The organism is Chelativorans petroleitrophicus (assembly GCF_025398195.1).
Classification (GTDB): Bacteria; Pseudomonadota; Alphaproteobacteria; order Rhizobiales; family Rhizobiaceae; genus Chelativorans; species Chelativorans petroleitrophicus.
On sequence record NZ_JAODNV010000013.1, the window covers coordinates 1 to 17317 of the forward strand.

The window sequence follows — 17317 nt, forward strand, 5'->3', positions numbered from 1 at the left end:
TCGGTTCGCGGTCGACGACGTCGCGCCATTTCGCCTTTGGTCGAAAGTCCTCCAGCTGGCGCAGTCTCGCCCGATCGTTGGAGGCAGCGCATCGGTCACACCCGCCCCTCGTCCACACCGGTTGCATAGGCCGCGCCCACACCGGTGACATGGGTTGCCATCCAAACTATGTTGCCGGCGACGGCGCGGTTACGTCCCAATGCGCTCGCGGGGCCGCGCGAAGGCAATGGTTGGACAATGGCAAACGACAGTCGGCTTGATGACGCCGCCCGGGCCGGATGGCTCTACTATGTCGCCGGAAACACGCAGGATCAGATCGCTGCGAAGCTCGGCGTTTCCCGGCAGTCGGCGCAGCGGCTGGTTTCGCTCGCGGTGTCGGAAGGTCTGGTAAAGGTTCACATCGACCATCCGATCGCCCAATGCCTCGATCTCGCGCGGCGGCTGGTGGAGCGCTTCGGCCTGAAGCACTGCGAGGTGGTGCCCACCGACCCCGCCTCCACTTCCACCACGCTCGGTGTGGCGCAGGCGGCGGCGGCCGAAATCGAGCGGTGGCTGCGCAGGCAGCAGCCGATCGTCATGGCGATCGGCACCGGGCGCACGCTGAAGGCCGCCATCGAGCTTCTGCCGCGCCTGGAATGCCGCCAGCACAAGGTGGTCTCGCTCACCGGCAATATCGCGCCCGACGGCTCGGCCGCCTACTACAACGTGATCTTCACCATGGCGGACAAGGTCACCGCGCGCTCCTTCCCCATGCCGCTGCCGGTGATCGCCTCCTCGCAGGCCGAGCGCGACACGCTGCACCAGCAGCCGATGATCCGCTCCACGCTGGCGCTGGCGGGCCAGGCGAATGTCACCTTCGTCGGCGTGGGCGACCTTGGCGACGAGGCGCCGCTCTATCTCGACGGCTTCATCTCGCGCGAGGAGTTGGAGGCGCTGCAGCGCGCCGGGGCGGTAGGCGAGATGGTGGGATGGGCTTTCGATGCCGAGGGGCGGCTGATCGAGGGCATCACCAATGGCCGTGTGACCAGCTCTCCCATTCCCGATCGCGGGACATCGCTGGTGATCGCCATCGCCAAGGGCAGGCTGAAGCTGCCCGGCATCGCGGCGGCGATCCGCGGTGGGCTGATCAACGGCCTCATCACCGACGAGGCTACCGCAACGGAGCTGCTCGGCAAAAGCTGACCGCTTTCAGGAAAAGCGGCTGCCGGTTTTCCGATCCGGCCTTGCGACGAATCAAGAATCTGGTTCATTTCACCGCTCCTCGAAATATTGCAATGGGGCAGGGCAGGGGCCTCTGCTCTCCTTTTCCCCGCGTCTTCCCGCCTCTCCTGAATACCGCAGGGCTCGTGCTGCGGTGCAGCGACGATTGATGTTGACTCGTGAGGCCAAATGAGTAATTGCTCACTTAATTAGCATTTGCTCACGATTGGGAGGAAATCATGAGATTGAGAACCTGGCTTCTAGGCGCTGCGTCCGTCCTCGCTTTCGGCGGGATTGCCGGCGCCGAGACCATCACGATCGCCACGGTCAACAATGGCGACATGATCCGCATGCAGGCGCTTTCGGAGGAGTTCACGAAGGAGAACCCGGACATCGAGCTCGAATGGGTGATCCTCGAGGAAAACGTGCTGCGCCAGCGCGTCACCACCGACATCGCCACGCAGGGCGGCCAGTACGACGTCATGACCATCGGCACCTATGAAGTGCCGATCTGGGGCAAGCAGAACTGGCTTCTGCCGCTGGACGGCCTGACGTCCGATGCCGCTTACGACGTGGATGACCTGCTTCCGCCCATCCGCAACGGTCTCACCGTGGACGGCAAGCTTTACGCCGCGCCGTTCTATGGCGAAAGTTCCATGACCATGTACCGGACCGACCTTTTCGAGGAGGCCGGACTGGAAATGCCCGAGGCACCCACCTGGGATTTCATCGCGGAAGCCGCCCGCAAGATCACCGACAAGGACAAGGAAATCTACGGCATCTGCCTGCGCGGCAAGGCCGGCTGGGGCGAGAACATGGCGTTTCTCAGCGCCATGGCCAACTCCTTCGGTGCACGCTGGTTCGATGAGGAGTGGCGTCCGCAGTTCGACCAGCCTGCATGGAAGGAGACGCTCGACTTCTACATCAACCTGATGAACGAGGCCGGACCGCCCGGGGCCTCCTCCAACGGCTTCAACGAGAATCTGGCCCTGTTCCAGACCGGCAAGTGCGCCATGTGGATTGACGCCACCGTCGCCGCTTCCTTCGTGACCAATCCCAAGGAAAGTCAGGTGGCTGAGAAAGTTGGCTTTGCGCTTGCGCCGGACAAGGGGCTCGGCAAGCGCGGCAACTGGCTTTGGGCCTGGTCGCTCGCCATCCCCGCGGGCACGCAGAAGGCGGAAGCCGCGGAGCGCTTCATCGGCTGGGCGACCAGCAAGGAATATCTGGAGCTGGTCGCCGAGAAGGAGGGCTGGGCCAACGTGCCGCCCGGCACGCGCACCTCGCTCTACGAGAACCCGGAATACCAGGCGGCTGCGCCCTTCGCGCAGATCACGCTGGACTCCATCAACGCGGCCGACCCCAACAATCCGACGGTCGATCCCGTGCCCTATGTCGGCGTGCAGTTCGTGGCCATTCCCGAATTCCAGGGCATCGGCACCTCGGTCGGCCAGCAGTTCTCGGCAGCCCTTGCCGGGCAGGTGAGCGTTGACCAGGCGCTTCAGAACGCCCAGCAGGTCACAACACGCGAAATGACCCGCGCCGGCTACATCAAATAGCAATCGGCCCGGACAGGATGGGAGACGCGGACAGAACCCGCGCCTCCCGGCCGGGCGTTTCTTTCAGGGCGGTCAGGCGATGGCTACGCTTCATACGCGCGCGAGCGCCAGGCTGATGATGACTCCGGCGGTCGTCCTTCTGCTTGCATGGATGATCGTGCCGCTCGGCATGACGCTCTACTTCTCGCTCCTGCGCTACAACCTGCTCATGCCGGGCATGGAGGAGTGGACCGGCCTCGACAACTACACCTATTTCCTCACCGATCCCGCTTTTACCGCCGCGCTCGTCAACACACTGCTTCTGGTGGGCGGCGTGCTTCTGATCACCGTCGTCGGCGGGCTTCTTCTTGCCCTTATGCTCGACCAGCCCTTCTGGGGCAGCGGCCTCGTCCGGCTGCTCGTCATCGCCCCGTTCTTCGTCATGCCAACGGTTTCTGCGCTGGTGTGGAAGAACATGCTGATGCATCCCGTAAACGGGCTTTTCGCCTGGCTTGCGCGTCTCTTCGGGTTGCGGCCGGTGGACTGGTTCGCCGATCTGCCGCTTTTTTCCATCATTCTCATTGTCGCCTGGCAGTGGCTGCCCTTCGCCACGCTTATCCTGCTGACGGCTCTGCAATCGCTGGACGAAGAGCAGAAGGAGGCGGCGGAGATGGACGGGGCGGGCGCCGCCTCGCGCTTCATCTACATCGTTCTGCCGCACCTCGCGCGCGCCATCACCGTCGTCATCCTGATCGAGACCATCTTTCTCCTCTCGGTTTTCGCCGAAATCCTGGTCACCACCAACGGCGGCCCGGGCGTTCAGACGACGACGATCACCTATCTCGTCTACATGCAGGCGCTCCTGCAGTTCGATGTGGGCGGCGCCTCGGCGGGCGGCATCATCGCCGTCATCCTCGCCAACATCGTCGCCATCTTTCTCATCCGGCTGATCGGCCGGAACCTGGACCGCTAGGGGAGGAGGCGATGGCGCGGGCTATTTCCACGAGGCGCAAGGTCACCTTCACCATCCTCGGCTGGACGATCGGCTTCCTCATCTTCTTTCCCGTTCTGTGGACGGTTCTCACCTCCTTCAAGACGGAGGGTACGGCGATCGCCACGCCGCCACAGTTCCTGTTCTTCGACTGGACGATGGAAAACTACGTGGCCGTTCAGAACCGGTCCAACTACATGCGCCACATGTCGAACTCCATCGTCATTTCGGTGGGGTCCACCCTGATCGGCCTTCTCGTTGCCATTCCAGCGGCCTGGGCCATGGCTTTCTCGCCCACCAAGCGCACCAAGGACGTGCTCCTGTGGATGCTCTCCACCAAGATGCTGCCGGCCGTCGGGGTTCTGGTTCCGATCTATCTCATCTTCCGCGACTGGAGCCTGCTCGACGGGCTTGCGGGGCTCACGGCCGTGCTTACGCTGATCAACCTGCCGATCATCGTGTGGATGCTGTACACCTATTTCCGCGAGATTCCGGGCGAGATCCTCGAGGCAGCGCGCATGGACGGCGCCTCGCTCGCCAAGGAGATCGTCTATGTGCTCACGCCCATGGCAGTCCCCGGCATCGCCTCCACCATGCTGCTCAACATCATCCTGGCGTGGAACGAGGCCTTCTGGTCGCTTAACCTCACCGCCTCGCGCGCGGCTCCCCTGACCGCCTTCATCGCCGCCTATTCGAGCCCGGAAGGGCTGTTCTGGGCCAAGCTTTCGGCCGCCTCGACGCTAGCCATCGCCCCGATCCTCGTCCTCGGCTGGTTCGCGCAGCGCCAGCTCGTGCGAGGGCTTACCTTCGGCGCCGTGAAATAGGAACAAAGTGCAATGGGCAGCATACGGCTCGAAAACGTCTCCAAATCCTTCGGCGAAGCGCAGGTGATTTCCGCGCTTGATCTCGACATTGAGGACGGCGCCTTCGTGGTCTTCGTCGGCCCCTCGGGCTGCGGCAAATCCACCCTGCTGCGGCTGATCGCCGGTCTTGAGGACGTTTCGGGCGGGCGTATCCTGATCGACGGCAAGGACGTGACCACAACCCCGCCGGCGCGACGCCGGCTGGCGATGGTGTTTCAGTCCTATGCGCTCTATCCCCATATGAGCGTGCGCGGCAACATCGCCTTCCCGCTGAAGATGGCGGGTGCCGGGCGCGAAGAGATCGAGCGCAAGGTGAAGGATGCAGCGCGCATCCTCAATCTGGAGGAATATCTCGACCGCAAGCCGCGCCAGCTTTCCGGCGGCCAGCGCCAGCGCGTCGCCATCGGGCGGGCCATCGTGCGCGAGCCCACGGCCTTCCTTTTCGACGAGCCGCTGTCCAATCTGGATGCCGCGCTGCGTGTCGCCATGCGGTTGGAGATCACCCAGCTTCACCAGAAGCTCAAGCGCACCATGATCTACGTCACTCACGATCAGGTCGAGGCCATGACCATGGCCGACAAGATCGTGGTTCTGAACGGCGGCCGCATAGAACAGGTGGGCTCGCCGCTGGAACTCTACAGAAACCCGCGCAACCTCTTCGTCGCCGGTTTCATCGGTTCGCCGCGCATGAACTTCATCGACGGCGCGGAGGCGAAGAAGCTGGGGGCGGCGACGATCGGGATTCGGCCGGAGCATCTGAGGCTTTCCGCCACCGAAGGGCTGTGGAAGGGCAGGGTGGATGTGGCCGAGCATCTGGGCTCCGACACTTTCCTGCATATCGAGATGGACGGGATCGGGCCGCTCACCGCGCGTATCGGGGGCGAGTTCCCGGTTCGCGTGGGCGATACGGTCCATGTCACGCCAGAGGACGGCAAGATTCACCGCTTCGACGAGAAGGGGCTGGCGCTTTGACGGTCCGCCAGGAATTCCGGCCTTCATTCGAGCCGGTGGCAGCCTCGCTCAAAACCCCAATCTCGACAGCGGCAATGGGATGAACTGATGCGACAGAAACCCGATATGGCGCCGCTGCGGCTTTCCGCCGCCAATCTGGAGAATCTGGCGGACCGCGCCGCCGTGCCCGCTTACGACCGCGCCGGGCTCAAGGCCGGCATTCTCCATTTTGGCGTCGGCAATTTCCATCGCGCCCACCAGGCGCTCTATCTGGATGACCTCTTCAACAGTGGGCGCGACCACGATTGGGCCATTCTCGGCGCGGGCGTGCGGCCTGCCGACGAGGACATGCGGCGGGCGCTCGCCGGGCAGGATTTTCTCACCACCGTTGTCAAACAGTCTGCCGGCGAGAGCACGGCGCGCATAACGGGCCCGATGGCGGGCTTTCTGCGCCCCGGCGACGCGGCTGCCATCGTCGATGCGCTGGCCGATCCGGCAATCCGCATCGTCTCGCTGACCATCACAGAGGGCGGCTATTTCATCGATCCGGGCTCCGGCCGCTTCGATCCCACCCATCCCGAGATCGTCGCGGATGCGCGGCAGCCGCAGGCGCCGAAAACCGTGTTCGGCCTCATCCTGGCGGGCTTGAAGCAGCGCCGCGCGCGCGGCATCGCCCCCTTTACCGTCATGTCTTGCGACAACCTTCCCCATAACGGCCATGTCACGCGCGAGGCGGTGGCGGGGCTTGCCCGGCTCTCGGACCCCGCCTTTGCCGATTGGATCATTGAGGCGGTGGCCTTTCCCAACGGCATGGTCGACCGCATCACCCCGGCCACCGGCGAGCGCGAGCGAAGGGTTCTCGCCGAAAGCTTCGGCATCGAGGATGCTTGGCCCGTCTTCTGCGAGGATTTCCGCCAATGGGTGCTGGAGGACAACTTCCCCGCAGGCCGCCCGGCGCTGGAGCGGGTTGGCGTCGAGTTCGTGGCGGATGTTTCCCCCTATGAGGCGATGAAGATCCGCATACTTAACGGCGGCCATGCCGTCATCGCCTATCCGTCCGGTCTCCTCGACATCCACTTCGTCCACGAGGCGATGGCCAATCCGCTGATCGCCGCCTTCCTCGATAGGATCGAGCGCGAGGAGATCATCCCCGTCGTGCCGCCGGTGCCCGGGGTCGATCTTCACGCCTACTACCGCCGGGTTGTCGAGCGCTTCGCAAATCCCAAGATCGGCGACACGGTTCGCCGCCTTTGCCTCGACGGCTCCAACAGGCAACCCAAGTTCATCCTGCCGACGGTGGCGGACAGGCTGCGGGAAGGCCGTCCCATCGCGGGCCTGGCCCTGGAGGTCGCTCTCTGGTGCCGCTATTGCTTTGGCGTCACGGAAAGCGGTGCGGCGATCGCGCCCAACGATCCGAACTGGGGGCGCTTGCAGGCGGCGGCGCGGGCGGCGCGCGCTGATCCCATGGCATGGCTCGCCATGGAGGACATTTTCGGCGAAGTCGGGCGTTCGAACGTTTTCCGGGCCGCCTTTGCCGAAGCGCTGAAGGCGCTGTGGCGGGACGGTACGGAGGCCGTGCTGCGCCGTTATGTCGAAGCTCCCGGCACCCCGGGCAATGGCCAGAGCTAGGCTCGTCATCTTCGATTGCGACGGCGTTCTGGTCGACAGCGAGCCGATCTCCATCCGCGTGCTGCTAGAGGTGGTTGCCGAGGCGGGTGTGAACATTGACGAGGAGGTGGGCTACCGCCGCTTTCTCGGCCGCTCCATGGCCTCTGTGGCGGCGATGCTGGAGGAGGAGTTCGGCTTGGCCGTGAAGGACCGGCACCTGGCCAAGGCACGTGCGCGGCTCTATGAGAGCTTCCGCCGCGACCTGAAGCCGACGGCAGGCATTTTCGCGGCGCTGGACGCCCTTGCATTGCCCTATTGTGTCGCGTCCTCCAGCCAGCCTGAGCGCATCCGGCTTGCGCTTTCGCTGTCCGGCCTACTGGAAAGGTTCGAGCCGCACATATACAGTGCGAGCATGGTGGATAAGGGTAAGCCGGCTCCCGATCTGTTCCTGCATGCTGCGCGCTCCATGGGCTTCCGGCCGGCCGATTGCGTGGTGATCGAAGACAGCGCGGCCGGCATCGAGGCGGCGCGGCGGGCGGGCATGCGCGTCTTCGCCTATACGGGCGCTTCGCACGCGCCGCTCTGCAATCTGCGCGAGACGGTCGCGGCACTCGGCCCCGACTGCATTTTTGACGACATGGCGCAGCTGCCTGCCCTCATTGCGTCCCTGGACAATGCAACGGGGCACTGATGCGCGAGCTCGTCTGTGCTGTGGATGTTGGAACCGGCAGTGCGCGCGCCGGCATCTTCGACCGGACCGGCCAGCTCGTCGCACGCGCCGACCGGCCCATCGCGATGCACCGCCCGCTGGCCGACCACGCGGAGCACGATTCCGAGCAGATCTGGCAGGCCGTGTGCGAGGCGGTGCGCGAGGCGCGGGAGACGGCCGGCGTGGCCCCCGACGCTGTCGCCGGCATCAGCTTCGATGCCACGTGCTCGCTCGTCGTCCGCGGCAGAGCGGGCGAGCAGGTCAGCGTCTCGGTCACCGGTGAGCCGCGCTGGGACACCATCGTCTGGCTCGATCACCGCGCCCTTGCGGAGGCGGACGAGTGCACCGCCACCGGCCATCGCGTGCTCGACCATGTGGGCGGCGTCATGTCGCCTGAGATGCAGACGCCCAAGCTCATGTGGCTCAAGCGCAACCGGCCGGAAAGCTGGGCGGCGGCGCACCTTTTTTTCGACCTCGCCGACTATCTCACCTGGAAGGCGAGCGGCTCGACCGCCCGTTCGCAATGCACGGTGACGGCCAAGTGGACCTATCTCGCCCATGAGGGTGGCTGGCAGCCGGATTTCTTCGCCCGGGTCGGGCTGGATGACATGCTGGTTCGCGGCGGTCTTCCGCAGGTCGCGAGCCCCGTCGGCGCCGATCTCGGACCGCTGACGCCCGAGGCGGCGCACGCCCTGGGCCTGGACAGCGGCTGCCGCGTGGGCGTCGGCCTCATCGATGCGTTCGCCGGCGCGATCGGCCTCATCGGCGGCTATGCGCAGGACGACATTGAGCGCCGGGTGGCGCTGATTGCCGGCACGTCGAGCTGCCTCATGGGGCTGTCCGGCAAGCCGCGCTATGTGAGTGGTATCTGGGGCCCCTATTTCGGGGCCGGTCTCACCGGCCTCTGGATGTATGAGGGCGGACAGTCCGCCACCGGCGCCCTGCTGGATCACATCGTGCGCGTCCATGCTGCGGGCGGCGAGCCGGACGCCGCGATGCACCGGAAGATCACCCGGCGCATCTTCGCCCTGCGGGAAGCCGAGGGCGCCGCCTTCGCCGCCGGTCTTCACGTCCTGCCCGATTTTCATGGCAATCGCTCGCCGCTTGCCGATCCGCACGCACGCGGCGTCGTCAGCGGCCTGTCGCTCGACGCCTCCTTCGACGGCCTGTGCCGCCTGTACTTCCGCACGGCGGTGGGCATCGCGCTCGGCCTGCGCCACATCCTCGACCATCTCAACGCAAACGGCTACCGCATCGACACGCTGCAGGTGACCGGCGGGCACCTCAACAACCCGCTTCTCATGGAGCTTTACGCCGATGCGCTCGGCTGCCAGGTCAATGAGGCGACTGGCGATGCCATGCTTTTGGGCACCGCCATGGCGGCGGCAAGCGCGGCGGGGCTCTTCCCGGACCTCGCATCCGCCTGCCGCGCCATGCGCCCCGCCACGCGGGAGCGCCTGCCCAATCCTGCACTCAAGGAAGGCTACGATCGCGAGTATCGCATCTTCCTGAAAATGCTCGAACACCGCCGCGAACTGCGGGAACTGACTCAGGCGCCGTAGCCTATGCGGTCACTCGCCGCTCATGCGCTGCTTGAAGAAGTTGAGGTGTTTCTCCTGAGCCTTGATCATGCGCTCGCGATAGACACCGTAGATCTGGTCGGTATCGTGCAGCGTCACGCCGGCGATCGTGGGCGAGGCGAAAGTGGGCAGTTCGATCCCCATCTCGCTAAGCTTGTGTGCGGTCCGGGCAACAAGCTCGTGCATCATCATCATGGCAAGCACCGTTGAGGAACCCGCCACCGGGCGCGACCAGCCCTGGACTGGCACGATGGCGTCCTCGATCGGCGCACAGGTATCGATCACGATATCGGCTGCGTCCGCCAACCTAAGACCGGAAGAATGCGTCGCGGGCTTGTCGAGATTGGCTTTGGCCGTGATCGCCACCACCGTGATGCCGCGCTTCCTGGCATAGAGCGCCGTATCGATACCCGAAGCATTGCGGCCGCTGTGGCCGAAGATCACGATGCTGTCGCCCGGGTTGAGCGGCTGGTGGTCGAGAAACTTTTCCGCATAGCGCTCGGTGCGCTCCAGCCAAAGAAGCTCGCGCACGCCGCCTGCGCCCAGCACATTGTGCCACATGACGCGGGGATCGGTCAGCGGATTGAAGCCCACATAGCTGCCGTAACGGGGAAAAGTCTCCTGTGCGGGCAGCACCGAGTGGCCCGACCCGTAGAGATGGATGAGGCCTTCGTTGCGGAGGGTTTCCGCAAGGGTGGTAGCGGCCTTGTCGAAGGCCTCCTCGTTTTCGGCGGCGGCCCGCTCGGCGAGTTTCAAAAGACGGCTGATATAGAGAGAGGACATTTCCGATTACCTTTTTCGTTGGTGTTGGGGAGGCTAGAGTTGAAGCCGCGAGCGGATTTCATAGCGATCGCCGCGCATGGTTGAGACCGTGTACTCGAACGGTCCGCGCGCATCCGATGTTATGCGCTGCACGATGAAGGCTGGGCTGCCCGGCTCCACTTCCAGCAGCGGCGCATCTTCGGCGGACACGGTTCCAACGCGATAGATTTCCCGCGCCACCCGCGGCGAAATTCCAAAGCGCGTCTTCAGTGTCTCGTAGAGCGAAAGAATGGGTTCCCCAATATCGAGAAAGCCCGGAACGCGTGCCGTTGGCAGGAAGGCTGTCTGTATGCCCATCGGCTGATTGTTGCCTGCACGTAACCTTCGTATCTTTATAACCGGTTCGCCCTCGGCAATCTCGAGGGCGCTGGCCACATCCGGGGAAGCGGGAAACTCCGCGAGTTCGAGAACCCTGGAGCCGACGACGAGGCCCCGCTCAGCCATCTCCTGCGTGAAGCTGGTCAGCCCGCGGATGCCGGCTGTCACGGTCGAAGTCCGAACGAACGTGCCGCGGCCGTGCTCCCGCCTGAGCAGGCCGGCTTCCTCGAGATTGCGCAGTGCGTGGCGTATGGTGATGCGGCTGACTCCCAGCAGCCCGCAAAGCCTGCCTTCGTTGGGAAGCTGAGTCCCGTCAGGCCAGGTGCCATTGGCTATGAGCGAGCGCAGGGTCTGTTCCGCCTGGTGCCAGAGCGGTTCGGGTCGCGAGCGGTCTACGGGCCTTATGTTGATCGTCATGGGTTACCCCGCCAGATTGGATGACCGCGCGCGGCAAGTCCCGCACCCGTGAGAGCGGCGCGCGGCCCGAAATGCCCTGGCGCAAGCCTGACGTCGCGCAGATGCGGCGGGAGATGTCTGGTCAAGGCAGGTCGCAAGAGCGGTTCAAGCACCTCGAAACTGTCAGCGACGCCGCCCGTGAAAATGACCAAAGAAGCTCCTGTAAGCGCCACCGCTCCCGCAAGTGTGGTGCCCAGTGCCGTCATCGGAGCTTCCAGTGCCGTGCGCGCATTGCCGTCACCGCTGCGCGCACGGGAGACAAGGGCTGCTCCGTCCGGCAAGCCATGGCGTGCCGCTAGCCGGTCGAGTGCGGTTCCTGAAGCCATTCGCTCCAGCCAGCCGTGCGCCGGATGTCCGCCATCGGACGGGTCGGCGCAGGCCCAGCCAAACGATGTGGCTGCGCCTCCCTGGCCCCGCACAACGCGGCCATCCGCCAGCACCGCCGAGCCGATGCCGGTTCCGATCGCAAGCAGAATGGCGTTCTCCGCCTGGCTCGCGGCTCCGCCGGCGGCCTCGGCAAGCAGGGAGAAATGGGCATCATTGCCCAATGTCAGGTGGACATCGGGAAACAGCGCGGCGAAATCGACGCCGTCGAGGTAAGGCAGGTTCGGTACCCACGTGCTGACGGTTCCGCGTGCCAGGCCTGGAATCGCCACTCCCAGCTTCGTCGCCTCATGCTCGCGGAGCAACGTTTCGACCCTGTCGCGAAATTCCTCGAGTGTCGCCGGCGCCTTCCAATGGCCGACAGGGGAGGGTTCCAGCGCATCGCCGTCTACGAGGCCGGCGCGCATATTGGTTCCGCCGAGATCGATCGCAAGCACCCTCATCCCTTCACTCCGGAACTGACGATGCTGTCCACGAAGAAACGCTGCAGGAAGACGAAGAGCACCAGCGGCGGCAGCACCGCGAGCGTGGCGCCGGCCATCACCAGTCCCGTGTTCATCGCCCCGCGATTGTAGGAAAGCAGCCGCCCCAGGCTGAGCACGATGGGATAGTCCGCGCTATTGCCCTGAAGCACCGTGAGCGGCCACAGATAGGTGTTCCAGTGATAGACGAAGGCGAACAGCGCCAGCGCGGCAATCGCCGGCACCACGGCCGGGGCCACCACGGAAAACACGATGCGAAGCTCGGATGCGCCATCGACCCGCGCCGCATCGATCAGCTCGTCCGGAACACCGGCAATGAACTGGCGCATCAGGAAGATGCCGAAGGCATTGGCCAGATTCGGCACGATCACGCCGATCAGGCTGGCATTGAAGCCCATATAGGTGACGAGCCGGTAGAGCGGGATCAGCGTGACGATTGGCGGCAGGAACATGGTGGCGATCATCACCGCAAACAGCGTGTCCCGTCCGCGGAACTGGTATTTGGCGAAAGCATAGCCGGCCATGAGCGAGGTCACGAGGATACCGGCCGTCGTCGTCGTTGCTATGAGGAACGAATTCCAGAACGACCGCTGCGCATCGATTACTTCGGCCACCTCGCGATAGGCGGAAAGATTTGGCGTGGCGGGGAACCAGACCGGCGGTGTCTGCATGCTTTCGGCCGGGGTTTTCAGGCTCGAAAGCACCATCCACACCAGCGGAAACGCCGCAATCACTGCAATCGCGATGATCAGCAGCAGGATCAGCCCATCTGCCGCGCGCGGGTTCGGTCCGCGGAAAAGGGTGGAGCCGTCCCGCATGTCAGCGCTCCTCCTTCTGCCGTGCCATCGCGAATATCAGCACGATGATCACGATCAGCGAGAGCATCAGCATGACCGCCATCGCAGAGCCCAGGCCGCCCTGCGCGCGCTCGATGCCGACACGGCGAATGTGAAACGTCAGCACATTTGTGGAGTTGGCCGGCCCGCCTTGCGTAATAAGCACCACCGGCTCGAACACCTGAACGGCGTTGATGACGGCTATGACGGAGCTGAACAGCAGCGTGCGGCGCAGCAGGGGAAGCGTGATGCCAAAGAATTCCTGCATGCGGTTGGCCCCGTCGATGCGCGCCGCCTCGTACAGGGAGAGGGGAATTTGGGTCAGGCCGGCAATCACCAGCACCGTGAAATAGCCTATCTGCTGCCAGACGTTGAGGATGACGAGCGAGAACAGGGCCGTATCCGGCGATGAAAGCCATGGCTGTGGACCGATGCCGATCCAGGACAGGATCTGGTTTATCGGACCCTCGGTCGGCGAGTAGAGCTTCGACCAGACCAACGCCACCGCGATCATCGGGACCATGTAGGTCGAGAAAAGAATTGTCCGCAGCACCTGGCCACCGGCAACCCGCGTCTGGTGGACAAGCAGTCCGAACAGGACCGACAGCGGCAGGATGATCACGACGGACAGCACGGTGTAGACGGCCGTGTTGAGGAAGGCACGCCTGAAGTCGCGGCCGACGGAGATTGGTCCGAACAGATCCTCGTAGTTGCGAAGTCCGACGAAACGCGCGGCCCCGAAACCGGTCTGGGTGGACCAGTCGTGGAACGACAGCCAGACAGTCAGAACGATGGGCACGAGGATGAACACCGAGATCAAGGAGATCGCGGGTGTGAGCATCAGCCAGGGCGAGCCGAAATGAGAGCGTCTCATTGGTTCAGGGCCGGGGGACTTAAGGCGCGCCTGCAAGAGGCGAGGCGCGCCCCGCACTGCATCGCTACTGCGCCGCGCGCTCGAGGATGGAGACGGCGTCTGCCTGCGCGTTCGCCTGGGCTTCCTCGGCGGTGATCTGGCCGTACTGGAGCTGTTCGATCACCTGCTGCAGTGCCTCGGAAAATTCCTGGCCGCCAAGCACGATGGGGAAAGCCTGCGCGTCGGCGAGCGTCGACACGTAGCCTTCGAGGAACGGCCGGTTGAGAGCGTCGCTATAGGCCTCGATATCCGAGTTGCGCGACGGCAGGATACCCATCGACTGTAGGATGTCGGCCATCGCGGACGCGCCGTTCTTGCCGGATTCCGGCCCATTGAGCCAAACCAGAAAATCCCAGGCCGCTTCCTGCTCGGCCGGGGTAGCCCCCGCATTCACCACGGTCTGCCAGGAATAGGAGATGGAGCGCGGCGCATCCCCGCTCGGACCCACCGGTATCGGTGCGGTGCCGATATTGTCGAAGTCATCCCCCATGCCGCCCTTGAGCGCGCTTTCCCACCAGTTGGCCATGATGATCATGCCCGTCTTGCCGGAAACGAAATTGTCCAGGTAAGGGCCGGTGGTATTGGCGTCGGCGGTACCCATCGCCGCGACGGAATAGCCTTCCTTGATCATCGTCTCGTAGAGCTGGAATGTTTCGAGCGCCTCTTTGCTGTCCAGTAGAGGTTTGCCATCGGCAATGAGCTGACCGCCGTTGGAGACGAGCAGCGAGGCAAATGGGTGGACGACACCCGCGGCCCAGGAATTGATCATGCCAAAACCTTGCTGGCCGGCCGATAAGTCGGTCAGCTTCGCGGCGGCGTCTTTCAGCTCATCCCAGGTCTTGGGTGGCGCGGCGATGCCCGCTTCCTCGAAGAGCGCCTTGTTGTAGTTCAGAGCATAGACATTGACCTCGTTCGGAATGCCGTAGATCGCTCCATCCACGCTGGCGGCAGCGGCGATGCCGGCCGGCCAGTTGTCGGAAACTTCCTTCGCAACATTCTCCGGAGCCGGCGCCACGAGGCCATCCTTCACCAGCGCCGGCAGCCACAGATCGTAGATGCTGGCGATCGTCGTCCCGTCCGTGCCGCCCGAGCGGATCGTGGTGAGCAGGTCGCCGAAGGGCACCGCACGCACCGAGATCGTCACGCCGGGATGCTCCGCGCTGTAGGCGCTCGCGGCCTCTTCGAGCAGTGCCACCGTATCGGGCGCCCAATGCGTCAAATAAGTAAGCTGCACATCCTGCGCGTAGGCGGTCAGCGGCATCATCGTGGCCGCAGCGGCGATCCAGACTCTGGAAATTGCGTTCATGATAGTTCTCCCTGGAAAATCGTACCTGGCGGTGGTGCTCGAGTGTTCCCAAATAGGTTATAACAACATAATCTATTCGATGTAAATCGCCGGTCTGTGGGAATGGAATTTTCGGGCCGGTTGTGCCACAGGCGAGGAAATGACAGTGAAGGAAACGCATATGCGCCGCGAAGCCGGGGAAGCGGCGTCTGCCGTCGCCCGGCTGCTGGAGCGCGAGCAGGGTACCATCGGTCGCGTTGCGGAGTTGATCGCCCAGGCGGCTGGCCCGATCACAAGCGCGGCGCGCGGCTCTTCGGACCATGCCGTCACCGCTTTCAAATATGCCTGCGAGATCCTGCTAGGCCGCCCGGTCGCCTCGGTCGGCCCGTCCGTCGCCTCCGTCTATCAGGCCAGGCTCAGGCTTGATGGCGGCGTGCATCTGACGGTGTCGCAATCGGGCGCAAGCCCGGACATCGTCGCCCTTCAGGCTGCGGCGGCGCGTGGCGGCGCGACGACCATCGCCGTCGTCAACGTGGCTGACAGCCCGCTCGCCCGCGGCGCCGATATTGTTGTGCCGCTGCATGTGGGCGAGGAAAAGAGCGTGGCGGCCACCAAGAGCTATATCGCATCCTGCGCCGCCTTGTTCGCCATCGTGGCCCGGGCGGCTCAGGATGAAGGGCTGCTTGCGGGGCTGTCGCAGCTTCCGTCTGCCCTCGAAGCGCTGCCGCCGGGCATCGAGGACGAACTGGCGGACGCGATTTCCCGCGCCGGATCGCTCTACGTCACGGGAAGGGGACCGGCCTTCGGTATTGCGCTCGAGGCCGCGCTCAAGACGAAGGAAACGGCCGGCGTCCACGCCGAAGCCTTTTCGGTTGCGGAGCTGATGCACGGGCCGCTGCAACTTGTGAAAGGCGGCTTTCCCGTCGTGGCCTTTGTTTCCGATGATGCCTCGCGCCAGAGCACGCTTGCTGCCATCGACCGGCTGCGGGATCTCGGCGGCAGGGTAACGCCGATCTCGACGCTCGATCTCGCAGGCGGCTTGCGCATACCCTCGACCGGCCACGCCTTCACGGATGGGCTGGTGGCCGTTCTGGCATGGTATCGCGCGGTGGAACTGGCGGCGCGTCTCAAGGGGCTCGATCCCGACCGCCCGGCCAACCTGAGGAAAGTGACGGAGACGATATGATGAGCCGGCTGGCGATCTGCGGCGCGCGCCTTTTCGACGGCACTGCGTTTCGGGACGGTCACCATCTCGTCATCGAGGACGGCCGGGTCGTTGCCGTAAAGCCGGGGGAGCCCGAGGCGGGAATGCCGGTCCGCCACCTCGAGGGCGGCATTCTGGCTCCGGGCTTCATCGACGTGCAGGTCAATGGCGGCGGGGGCATCCTGCTCAACGACGACCCATCTCCTGGTGGCCTCGCCCGCATAGCCAGCGCTCACCGGCCGCATGGGACGACGGCACTGCTGCCCACGCTCATCACGGATACGAAGGAACGTCTCCTAGCAGCAATCGAGGCAGTGGCGGGCTCTTCCGTTGCCGGCGTGATCGGTCTCCATCTGGAGGGGCCGCATCTCGATCCCGCCCGCAAGGGCGCCCATCGGGCCGATCTCATGCGGCCGCTCGGGGATGACGACGTCGCGCTTTACATCGAGGCGAAGGAGCGGCTGGGCATTCTGCTTTTGACCGTCGCGCCGGCGAACGCACGGCCGGAAGCTGTGCGCAGGCTGACCGAGGCTGGCGTGATCGTGTCGATCGGACACGCGAACTGCACCGCTGAGGAGGCTGACGCGCTGTTCGATGCAGGCGCGCACGGCGTCACGCATCTCTTCAATGCGATGAGCGGGCTTACGCATCGCGAGCCGGGGCTGGTCGGCGCGGCATTGTCGCGCGGCGATGTGTGGGGCGGCTTCATCGCGGATGGCCACCATGTCGATGTGCGCGCACTGAAGATCGCGCTCAATGCCAAGCAGGGGCCGGGCCGGCTTTTCCTCGTGTCCGACGCGATGGCTCTGGTGGGCAGCGATTCAAATACGTTCCTTCTCAACGGGCGCGTGGTGCGGCGCGATCGCACCGGCTATTGTCCGAAACTCACGCTGGAGGACGGAACGCTTGCCGGCTCCGACACGAACATGGCCTTGTCGGTGCGGTTCCTGACTGAATGGGCGGGCGTACCGTTGGAAGACGCCCTGCGCCGCGCGACGGCCGATCCGGCTGATTTCCTGGGAGTAGGGCACCTGCGCGGCCGCTTCGTTCCCGGTGCCTGCGCCGACTACGTGCATCTTTCGGAAACGGGCACGGTGCTTGCTGTTTCACGCGGAGAGGCGTAGCGGACACGCCGCCTCGCCGTGTTCCCCCGCAGAAAAAACCCTTTCGCCGTGGGCGA

Annotated in this window: 16 protein-coding genes; 10 read left to right on the forward strand and 6 right to left on the reverse strand. The window is 64.6% G+C overall.

The genetic code is table 11. From position 1 onward, the window contains the following. Nucleotides 1-237 precede the first annotated feature (237 nt). From NYR54_RS12490 to NYR54_RS12525, 8 genes are all read left to right on the forward strand, one after another. Nucleotides 238-1182, forward strand: coding sequence for a sugar-binding transcriptional regulator (locus NYR54_RS12490; RefSeq protein ID WP_261515993.1), 945 nt, complete (start codon nucleotides 238-240; stop codon nucleotides 1180-1182). Between the two features lie 257 nt (nucleotides 1183-1439). After that, a complete protein-coding gene (locus NYR54_RS12495; RefSeq protein ID WP_261515994.1) occupies nucleotides 1440-2756 on the forward strand; it encodes an ABC transporter substrate-binding protein in 1317 nt (438 codons plus the stop codon). 79 nt (nucleotides 2757-2835) lie between these two features. Beyond that, nucleotides 2836-3708, forward strand: coding sequence for a carbohydrate ABC transporter permease (locus NYR54_RS12500; RefSeq protein ID WP_261515995.1), 873 nt, complete (start codon nucleotides 2836-2838; stop codon nucleotides 3706-3708). Nucleotides 3709-3719: 11 nt separating this feature from the next. Further along, entirely contained in the window at nucleotides 3720-4550 is an 831-nt protein-coding gene (locus NYR54_RS12505; RefSeq protein ID WP_261515997.1) for a carbohydrate ABC transporter permease, read from the forward strand. 12 nt (nucleotides 4551-4562) lie between these two features. After that, entirely contained in the window at nucleotides 4563-5561 is a 999-nt protein-coding gene (locus NYR54_RS12510; protein WP_261515998.1) for an ABC transporter ATP-binding protein, read from the forward strand. 87 nt (nucleotides 5562-5648) lie between these two features. Further along, nucleotides 5649-7169 (forward strand): mannitol dehydrogenase family protein, encoded by a 1521-nt coding sequence (locus NYR54_RS12515; protein ID WP_261515999.1) that lies wholly within the window; start codon nucleotides 5649-5651, stop codon nucleotides 7167-7169. After that, nucleotides 7156-7839, forward strand: a complete 684-nt coding sequence (locus tag NYR54_RS12520; RefSeq protein WP_261516000.1) for an HAD family hydrolase — start codon at nucleotides 7156-7158, stop codon at nucleotides 7837-7839. The genes NYR54_RS12515 and NYR54_RS12520 overlap by 14 nt, the downstream gene beginning before the upstream one ends. Next, entirely contained in the window at nucleotides 7839-9419 is a 1581-nt protein-coding gene (locus NYR54_RS12525) for an FGGY-family carbohydrate kinase (protein ID WP_261516001.1), read from the forward strand. The genes NYR54_RS12520 and NYR54_RS12525 overlap by 1 nt, the downstream gene beginning before the upstream one ends. Nucleotides 9420-9428: 9 nt before the next feature. Here the strand turns inward: NYR54_RS12525 and NYR54_RS12530 are convergent, their stop codons facing one another. From NYR54_RS12530 to NYR54_RS12555, 6 genes are all read right to left on the reverse strand, one after another. After that, nucleotides 9429-10220, reverse strand: a complete 792-nt coding sequence (locus tag NYR54_RS12530) for a sugar isomerase domain-containing protein (RefSeq protein WP_261516002.1) — start codon at nucleotides 10218-10220, stop codon at nucleotides 9429-9431. Between the two features lie 33 nt (nucleotides 10221-10253). Continuing rightward, nucleotides 10254-10994: a GntR family transcriptional regulator gene (locus NYR54_RS12535; protein ID WP_261516003.1), complete on the reverse strand. Its 741-nt coding sequence runs from the start codon at nucleotides 10992-10994 to the stop codon at nucleotides 10254-10256. Beyond that, nucleotides 10991-11860: an ROK family protein gene (locus tag NYR54_RS12540; RefSeq protein WP_261516004.1), complete on the reverse strand. Its 870-nt coding sequence runs from the start codon at nucleotides 11858-11860 to the stop codon at nucleotides 10991-10993. The genes NYR54_RS12535 and NYR54_RS12540 overlap by 4 nt, the downstream gene beginning before the upstream one ends. Beyond that, complete coding sequence (locus NYR54_RS12545) at nucleotides 11857-12717, reverse strand: carbohydrate ABC transporter permease (protein ID WP_261516005.1); 861 nt, start codon at nucleotides 12715-12717, stop codon at nucleotides 11857-11859. Before NYR54_RS12545 ends, NYR54_RS12540 begins: the two co-directional genes overlap by 4 nt. A gap of 1 nt (nucleotide 12718) precedes the next feature. Then, nucleotides 12719-13609 (reverse strand): carbohydrate ABC transporter permease, encoded by an 891-nt coding sequence (locus NYR54_RS12550; RefSeq protein WP_261516006.1) that lies wholly within the window; start codon nucleotides 13607-13609, stop codon nucleotides 12719-12721. 64 nt (nucleotides 13610-13673) lie between these two features. Beyond that, nucleotides 13674-14954, reverse strand: coding sequence for an extracellular solute-binding protein (locus tag NYR54_RS12555; RefSeq protein ID WP_261516007.1), 1281 nt, complete (start codon nucleotides 14952-14954; stop codon nucleotides 13674-13676). A 139-nt stretch (nucleotides 14955-15093) separates the two neighbouring features. On the opposite strand from NYR54_RS12555, the gene NYR54_RS12560 reads away from it, so the two are divergent. Both NYR54_RS12560 and nagA read left to right on the forward strand, forming a co-directional pair. Next, complete coding sequence (locus NYR54_RS12560; protein ID WP_261516008.1) at nucleotides 15094-16119, forward strand: SIS domain-containing protein; 1026 nt, start codon at nucleotides 15094-15096, stop codon at nucleotides 16117-16119. Beyond that, a complete protein-coding gene (nagA, locus tag NYR54_RS12565; protein WP_261516009.1) occupies nucleotides 16116-17261 on the forward strand; it encodes an N-acetylglucosamine-6-phosphate deacetylase in 1146 nt (381 codons plus the stop codon). The genes NYR54_RS12560 and nagA overlap by 4 nt, the downstream gene beginning before the upstream one ends. Nucleotides 17262-17317 lie beyond the last annotated feature (56 nt).